The sequence below is a fragment of the Prevotella sp. AM34-19LB genome, assembly GCF_003468525.1.
Taxonomy (GTDB): domain Bacteria; phylum Bacteroidota; class Bacteroidia; order Bacteroidales; family Bacteroidaceae; genus Prevotella.
The window spans coordinates 104,648-113,049 of record NZ_QSIG01000007.1 but is presented as its reverse complement, the minus strand read 5'-3'; the positions used below and the strand labels follow the sequence as shown (position 1 = coordinate 113,049).

Here is an 8,402-nt window from a genome sequence, read left to right as displayed (position 1 = left end):
ATAAGCAAAATGGCCCTCTCCATCTTGAAAAATGACAAGGCGACCAAGGGAAGTCTCAACCTGAAAAGATTGAAGGCAGGCTGGGATGAAGAGTACCTGTCAAAACTTTGGAGGGCAGCGCAATTTAATGCGTCTGCCCTGAGCCTTTTCTATTCCTTTTGTGATAGTTGCTTTCTCCTTTAGACTAAGTTGCCTTCTCCTTATATTAATAGTCCTTTCGGCTGATTATTATAGTTGTTTCAGCTCAAGGTAAATGGTGCGGTGGTAAGCGCAGTTGGTTCTTTTGTCGTTTCCCATGATAGCCGTAGTACTATTGGGGTGTTGAATTCTCCTTTCACACTTAAGTGGTTGATTATTAGCATACTCTGATGTTTGTGAAAGGAGAATGAAATTTTAATTGCTGTTTTTGAGAAGCTATTTCTGAAGGTGGCTTTGTGTTGAATCGGCTCAAAATACCATTGTATATTCAAGTTTTGCAAGTTCAGAAGTTAAAGAAGTTATCGCTCGTTGCGGTCGTTGAGGAGTTAAGACAATAGTCTTTTTGGCGTAGTTTTTTGTTTGCAGGCATCTAAAGAAGAAAAAAGCATGATTTAATAGAAGTTTTTCGGTGAAAGGTGCGCTCGTTTCAATAAATTGTTGTATCTTTGCAATTGGATTTGGCTACTGCCATTTCCAAGACATCGTTGGTAAACAAAAGCATTCGCTATTATTTCGCGTTCAGCCAAAAGCCTCGGAAACTTATTGGAAATAACGTAACAAGGAATAATTGTGATAAGGCATTCGGTATGGGGTGCCTTGATCCTTCATGTATTAGCAATGCATCTACGCATAGGCGTGGTGCATTCTTATTTGAAGGGTTGAGGTTTCCATTCCGAGGCTGCCTCATAGCTGAACGCAATAAGAGCATCACGCCCTTTTTGCGTCTTGGCGTGATTGATAGTTAGTGCTTGTAACTCATTAATTATCAATCAAAACATTATGGCAAAAAGAACCATAGATAAAGCTAAGGCTGCTAAAAAAGATGAATTCTACACGCAGCTAGAAGACATCAATAATGAACTCCGTCATTACCGTGAACATTTTCGTGGTAAGACTGTGTTATGCAATTGTGATGATCCTCGTGTGAGTAACTTTTTTACTTATTTCGCATACAACTTTGAATTTCTTGGTTTGAAGAAACTAATCACTACTTGCTATAAAAATCAAGATATGGATTTGTTCAGTATGAATAAAAGTGAGCAAGCAGTATATCTTGTTTATGAAGGTGACAAAAATGAAAATCATATTCCTGATGCGGAAGAAATAGGAGTGAAGCCATTAAAGGGTGATGGTGATTTCCGTAGTAAAGAGTGTATTGAACTTCTGAAAGAAGCAGATATTGTAGTAACTAATCCTCCTTTTTCTTTGTTTCGTGAGTATGTGGCTCAATTAATGGAATATGATAAAAAGTTCTTGATAATTGGACATCAAAACGCTTTGTCCTACAAAGAGATATTTCCTTTGATTAGAGATAACAAAATGTGGTTGGGATTTGGCTTTAAGGGAAATGCTGGTCATTTTATTTCCGCTTATGAGGATGTTGCTACTGCTGGAGACCATAGGAAAGGAATGATCAGGGTATCTGGCGTGACATGGTTTACCAATCTTGATTATAAGGAACGCCATGAAGATATTATTCTTTATAAATCTTATTCTCCTGAAGAATATCCTACTTATGATAATTACGATGCTATCAATGTTGGTAAGACCGCAGATATTCCGTGCGACTATGAAGGGGTGATGGGAGTACCGATAACATTTATCGATAAATATAATCCAGACCAATTTGTAATCTTAGGTATGAGTGCTTCGGCTGGTTATAATGCTGATATTGTTGGTATTCCTTTTAGAGGAGATAAAGATGCGCGCCCTTTGATTAACGGCAAGAATACTTATGCAAGAATATTTATCAAGAAAAAATAACTAATATGGATATAAAACAAGAAAAAGTAGCAATTCGTGACTTGATTGCAGATTATAGCAATGACCCAAATAATGGTGTCTACGGCTATCATGGTAAGTTGAATATTCGTCCTCCTTATCAGCGTGAGTTTCGTTATGAGCTAAAACAACAGCAGGCTGTGATTGAAACCATATTGAAAGGATACCCTCTTAATATTATGTATTGGAGTGTTGGCGATAAAAGTAAATATGAAATGATAGATGGACAACAACGAACACTGTCTATCTGTGAGTTTTACCAACATGCTTTCAATATTGTTGATAAAGACCGCCCAGTGCTCTACTTTGACAATCTGACAGAAAAAGAAAAGAAGGACTTTCTTGACTATGAGTTGACAGTCTATTTCTGTACTGGTACAGATATGGAAAAGCTTGATTGGTTCCGTGTGATAAACATTGCAGGTGAGCGTTTGCTCGATCAGGAGTTACGTAATGCTGTATATGTTGGTCCCTTTATTACTGACGCTCGCCGTTATTTCAGTAAATATGGGTGTGCGGCTTATAAGGTAGGTGGTGATTATATGATTGGCAAGCTTGAGGAGCAAGCATATTTGCAGACCATTTTGAAGTGGGCTGCACGTCACGATTGTATTTCGGATCCAGCTCCGATAGATAAGTATATGGCTATTCATCAAAATGATCCGAACGCCAATCAGCTTTGGGCTTACTATATGCAAATAATCACTTGGGTTAAATCTACTTTTCCTAAATATAGAAAGGAGATGAAAGGCTTAGATTGGGGTGCTATGTTTGATGAGTTTGGAAGCAATATCTATGATACGCAACAATTAGAATCAGAAATACATCGCCTGATGGAAGATGATGAAATCATGAAGAAGTCTGGCATCTATAGATATGTGCTGAGTGGAGATTTGCGCGATTTAAGTTTCCGTACTTTTGATAAGAAACAGAAACGTGAGGCTTATGAGCGACAAAAAGGAGTCTGTGCCCATTGTGGTAAACCTTTTAAGTTAGAAGAAATGGAAGCTGACCATATCACTCCTTGGTGTGATGGTGGAACGACTGTTGCCGAGAATTGTCAAATGCTTTGCCGTACTTGTAATAGAATAAAAGGAGGAAAATAAATGATGGATTTGAGCTTTTATAACGATGGACATAAAATGGGGCATCTGAACAACTCATCGTAACGATAGTACTTACAAGCAATAGCGATAGTACTTACAAGGCGCAAAGACGTTACTGAGAGGTCGCCATGATAGTACTGACGATGCGTAAAGCGGCTTGTATCGCTTATTGCCTCACTATGGCACAACATTGCCCCTTGCCAGGGCAATAACCTGCCATTGCCAGGCACAAAACGATACGTCGGGAGCTGGTATAAACAACCACTCTCTTTTTTACTCTTCACTCTTCACCAAATCGGCTGAAACCCCGATAAACACTGGGGGTGCGAGAGGTGAAGAGTTACGCACCACTCTTCACCACTCTTCACCTTCGGATTACGCACGAAATTGAAACGGAAGCTCGCCCTGTTTGGTCGGGGGGCTGAAACCACTTTTTTACGTCCCACAGATTTACACAGATTTTTTCGGGTGAAGAGTGGGTGAAGAGAGGTGAAGAGTGGGGCAGACTCTTCACACGTGCAAGCTTCTAAGTTACAGACATTTATGTTCTTTCTGTGAAGAGTGAAGAGTGTTTTTGAAAGTGGCTTACTATTGCGACGGATTGCGAAGATACGATTTTATTTATGGATATACAAATGTTTGGGGCTATAAAATTATACGTAGCCACACACTTTTGCTGGTGATCCGAAAAAGTTCTGTTAGTATCAATTAGCACCTAGTCAATAACTTTAATTTAGTTAAAAAACAGAAAAAATCTCCTCTGATATAATAATACAGACGATAAAACGTTTTTTTGTTAGAACAATAAATATTGATTAATTATGAAGACAATTAGATTTTTTGTTGGATTAGCATTCGTTCTGTTTGCATCCTTCTTTGTGGTATCCTGCAATGATGATTCCGAGGAAACATTTGAACAGCAATGGGCTTCGGTATTGGATAATCATGGAAGCAACTACGACTTTAGTGAAGGTGGAAAATGTTTTGGTGCTGGTGGCGGCATTAGCAAAGAAAACTTCGACAAAATGTTTATTGGTCATGGCTGGAAGCACTATGGCACATGGGAAATAGACAAGTATGGAAAAAGGTTGCCTCTCGAATATTATCACAATGAGATTGGTGCATCTCCAGATAATTACTATTTTGATAGCAATACTAAATTAACAATTTATCATCGTTCAGCTCTTGCTAAGAACGATATGAAAAAGAAAGAAGTAACATATTCTTTCAATAATAATTACAACGGAATGGGACACACAGTCCTGTTGCTTGACAATAAAGAATACATTCAGATAACAGGCTGGACAATGGGTACTCAACCCTCTTTCTGTATGGTTCATCCTTTGGGAGTAAAATCCAATGGTGAAACCGTCTATGGTGTTTCCATCTATTTGCAAATGACAGATTCTGAATTAAAAACAATGCAGGAGGGTGTAAAATAAAAATGTTAGAATTAATCTCTTTCCTTCAATGATGCAATATTCAGAATAGCTTATGAATAAAGAAAAAGAAGATTTCTTCCTCCATTCCAACGAGGTGAATCATATCAACAGAGAAGATTACGACAAGATAGAATTATTGGTGAATGCGGCAAAGGCTTTTGCCCGCAGCACCTACCAGTGCGTCTATGTTATCGATTATTTTCATCAGGACTTCATCTATGCATCAGATAACCTCGCTTATCTCTGCGGATTGGAACCGGAGCAATTGATGGAGGCTGGCTATCAGATGTATATAGACCATGTTCCGGATGCCGACCTGCAGATGCTGCTCGAAGTGAACAAGAAAGGTTTTGATCTTTTCAATGAATTGCCTGTGGGCGACCGCCTGGACTATACCATCTCGTACGACTTTCATCTTACCAATGGCAGACATAGCCGATTGATTCATCATCACCTCACTCCGATACTTCTTTCTGATGATGGAAGAATCTGGCTTGCTCTCTGCACCGTATCATTGGCAGCAACCGACGAACCGGGACATATCATCATGCAGAAGAATGGTGAGCGCGGCTATTTTGAATATTCTACATTGCGCCACAAGTGGGAAAAGAAAGAAGGCATAACCTTGAGCGAGACAGAGAGAGATGTTTTGAGATTGTCTGCCCAAGGTTACACGATGAATGATATTGCCGACCGACTATGCAAATCGGTGGATACGATAAAGGCTTGCAAGCGCAACCTTTTCGCCAAGATGGGTGTGAAGAACATTGCCGAAGCACTGTTTCATGCCACAAACTATCAGATGATATAATCGCAATCATATCTCTTCCAACAAAGGCGAGAGATAGAACTTGGGGAAGTATTTCACCTCCTTGCCTTCCAAAAGGTTTACGAGGATGTTGGCACAATAGCCGGCGGCAATGTATGCCCCGATGCCCAGTTGCGGGAAAGACTCCTTGGAATAGTGCCTGATGGCTTCATCTACCCAAGGCACAGGCATCTGCCAGAACATACCGTACTGCGAGATATACTTGCCTAATGAGCACCGGAAATCATCCGTTCCTTTTTTCACTATTTCGCTGAAAGGATAGCCTTTCGGTTTCTCTACAGCGAGAAAGGCAGCCTTGCCAAGATTGACGGCATGGATAACGGTGATGCCCTGCTCCTTACATTTCTCATCGAAAGCAAAAGAGGCTTCGTTGTCATGCAAGGTTGCATTTACCGCATACCGGATGCCCGACAAGTCGCATGCATCCACATCTTCCATCGTCAGCGTATCCTTTTCTATGAGATAGATTTGAAATCTATCTTCCTGCCAAGAGCTTTCATGGAAGTTATGGCGCAAGGCACAGGAAGCTATCAAGCTTCCCAAGTCTGCGCCACTAATCAACAATTTTATTGGGTTGTTCATTTATAGAGAGATTTATTGTCATTATACCATTACCGGATGCTGCAGATAGGCAGATTACATTCTGTTCTTCTGACTTTCTCCTGCACCCGTACCCTTATATTTGCTTCTTGTAGTATTGAACTTATATCGTACAGTAAGCGACACTTTACTTGTTGACAGTCCATCATACACCATTTCCTTTATTTTGCCAAAATGAGCAATCATGTGGCTATCGTTTGTCCCGAACAAATCATAGATGAAGAGCTGAAACGACAAACGGTCTTTCAAGAAAGCCTTATATGCAGAAACATTCGTGCAAAACATTGGCTTGTACAGATACTGATTCTCTTCATGGCCTTTCGTGATATACGACATCATCAACGTAAACATTCCCAATTTGGTGTTGAGCGTATTGTCAAAACGGAAAGAAGCCATTGGCTTGTTGAGCGCTTTTCCATCGTGCGTCTCCATATCAAACCATTGTTTGTCGACGGATGCGGTAAACGAAGGATACCAAATGCCAAACGAAGGGCGCAAGTTGATGGATGCCTCTACGTCATTATACGAATTCCCATTCACAGGCTTCATCAAGCTTATTGCAGGATTATCCTTATAAGTCTCCACTGTTGACATAATTGGATGTGAAGTATGACTGTAGGTCATATCAAATGTCAACCATTTGTAAGCCAGCTCGTAGTTGAGATTTCTGCTTATCTGAGATACCAGAAATGGATTTCCCGTTTCATATGTGTATCGGTTGTCATACTGAATGCCGCTGCGCAAATTATGATAGGAAGGACGATTGATGTCGGCTGCATAGCTCAGCTGCATCTGTACCTTGCCCACAGGCATTGACAAGCTGATGGATGGGAACCAATTGCCGTACGACTTGCTTTGCCCAGGCACATACTTGCCATATTCATAGTAATTGAAGTCGATGTACTCGTATCTCATACCTGCCTCCAAACTCAGATTACCGAAATCTCTTGAATAGGTCAAGAATGAGGATGTCATGCTTTCCGTTATACGGCTGTCGTCATCCGATACCAGGTTGGTTGGCACCACTTGATACTTTGAGGTACGATGGGTATTGGAATATTCACCGCCCAAAGACAAATTACCACCTAATAATGGGTAAGAAAGCACCAGTTTGGAAGCGAGCAGATGATAGTCCTTGTTAGTCAAGCTTTGAGCCGTTTGGCTTTGTGCATTCATCCCCACTTCCTGGTATTGCTCTTTGGTAACATCGTTCTGGTATTCCTTCGACCATAGCCAGTCGGTATTGAAATCGATGCCGAGTTTGCCAATCTTTCCTACATAGTAAATATTGCTTGAAAGATTATTCTTCTGCCAAAAGAAATCAGCATGACTATCAGAACTTTCAGACAATTCTTCGTCTTGCAATATCAAAGAACTCATATCGCCGTTCCATGTTTGCTTAGGATTTCTTAGAAAACCAAAGTTGGCTCCTATCGAGTTGTTGGCATCCAACTGGTAGCTGGCATCCAAGCGGAAGTTCATGGCTTCGAGAATACCTACTTGTCTGATTTCACTCTTCTGGTTCCAAGTCTTGTCAAGATATGTCTTCTGCTGTAAATCTTTATTGTCTGGCTGGTATTGTCTTGCTCCAAAGGCGTATGCGCCCAGCTCTAAGCCATTCTTGCGATAGCTCATATTCAATTGGCCAAATCCACCGAAGTTTTTCTTCTCATCATATTCACCTGTGGTTGAGGCATCAAATCCGAAGCCCTCGCCTTGTATCTTCTTCGTTGTGATACGGATGACCGCCTTGGTGCTGGCTGCGTAACGAGCACCAGGGTTAGTGATGACTTCCACCGACTTGATGTTGTCGGAATGCAAACGGTCCAGCTCGCTCTTGTCTCTCATTTGTCGTCCATTGATATAGATAACAGGCTCACCGCGTCCGAATACCTTGATGCTGCCATTCTGGGCAGAAACGTTAGGGATGCGGTCGAGCAGGTTCTCCATGGTTCCTGCCTTCTCAAGTACGGATTCGACAACGGTTGTCGTCATTCCGCCATTCTTCAGGATAGTCTTAGGCAGGGATGATTTTACGACTACTTCGCCGAGCATCTTGCTGTCTTCTTCCATCTTGATGATGCCCACATTCTCGCCCTCGCAATCCTTGCAGATTGTCTTATAGCCTACGGATGTCACCTTGATGATTCCGCCGTGGCAGGAAGAGTCGATGACAAAGCTGCCATCCTCTCCACTCACAGCACCCTTGACGAAAGCCGAGTCAGTTCTATTCAATAATACTACATTGGCATACGCCAAAGGTTCTCCCTTGGTGTTCATCACCTTGCCGGTGATATTCTGCGCCATCATCGGAGTCATAGCCGAGAGGCACAACACTGTGGTAAAAATTACTTTTTCCTTCATATTGCTACAGTTTTGCTTGATTTTTTTATTTTTCTGCTGCAAAAGTATAGCTTTTAAGTAAAAAGCCTTTGACACAAAAGT

General features: G+C 41.2%; 6 protein-coding genes and 1 pseudogene. 5 read left to right on the top strand and 2 right to left on the bottom strand.

Annotated elements, in window-relative coordinates; genetic code table 11:
• The 5 genes and pseudogenes from DW830_RS16310 to DW830_RS03890 form a co-directional block, all read left to right on the top strand.
• A pseudogene (locus DW830_RS16310) lies at window positions 1-183 on the top strand (hypothetical protein); the annotation flags it as partial.
• A 795-nt stretch (window positions 184-978) separates the two neighbouring features.
• Window positions 979-1,962 carry an adenine-specific methyltransferase EcoRI family protein gene (locus DW830_RS03905; protein ID WP_119248937.1) on the top strand — a complete coding sequence of 328 codons (984 nt, stop codon included), beginning with the start codon at window positions 979-981 and terminating at the stop codon, window positions 1,960-1,962.
• 5 nt (window positions 1,963-1,967) lie between these two features.
• Entirely contained in the window at window positions 1,968-3,086 is a 1,119-nt protein-coding gene (locus DW830_RS03900; RefSeq protein ID WP_119248936.1) for an HNH endonuclease family protein, read from the top strand.
• An 821-nt stretch (window positions 3,087-3,907) separates the two neighbouring features.
• On the top strand, window positions 3,908-4,528 hold the full coding sequence (locus DW830_RS03895) for a hypothetical protein (RefSeq protein ID WP_119248935.1): 621 nt from the start codon (window positions 3,908-3,910) through the stop codon (window positions 4,526-4,528).
• A 52-nt stretch (window positions 4,529-4,580) separates the two neighbouring features.
• Window positions 4,581-5,339 carry a helix-turn-helix transcriptional regulator gene (locus tag DW830_RS03890; protein ID WP_119248934.1) on the top strand — a complete coding sequence of 253 codons (759 nt, stop codon included), beginning with the start codon at window positions 4,581-4,583 and terminating at the stop codon, window positions 5,337-5,339.
• A gap of 6 nt (window positions 5,340-5,345) precedes the next feature.
• Here DW830_RS03890 and DW830_RS03885 read toward each other — a convergent pair whose 3' ends face one another.
• Both DW830_RS03885 and DW830_RS03880 read right to left on the bottom strand, forming a co-directional pair.
• Entirely contained in the window at window positions 5,346-5,939 is a 594-nt protein-coding gene (locus tag DW830_RS03885) for a hypothetical protein (RefSeq protein WP_147487194.1), read from the bottom strand.
• Between the two features lie 54 nt (window positions 5,940-5,993).
• Window positions 5,994-8,321 (bottom strand): TonB-dependent receptor domain-containing protein, encoded by a 2,328-nt coding sequence (locus tag DW830_RS03880; protein ID WP_119248932.1) that lies wholly within the window; start codon window positions 8,319-8,321, stop codon window positions 5,994-5,996.
• Window positions 8,322-8,402: the final 81 nt, after the last annotated feature.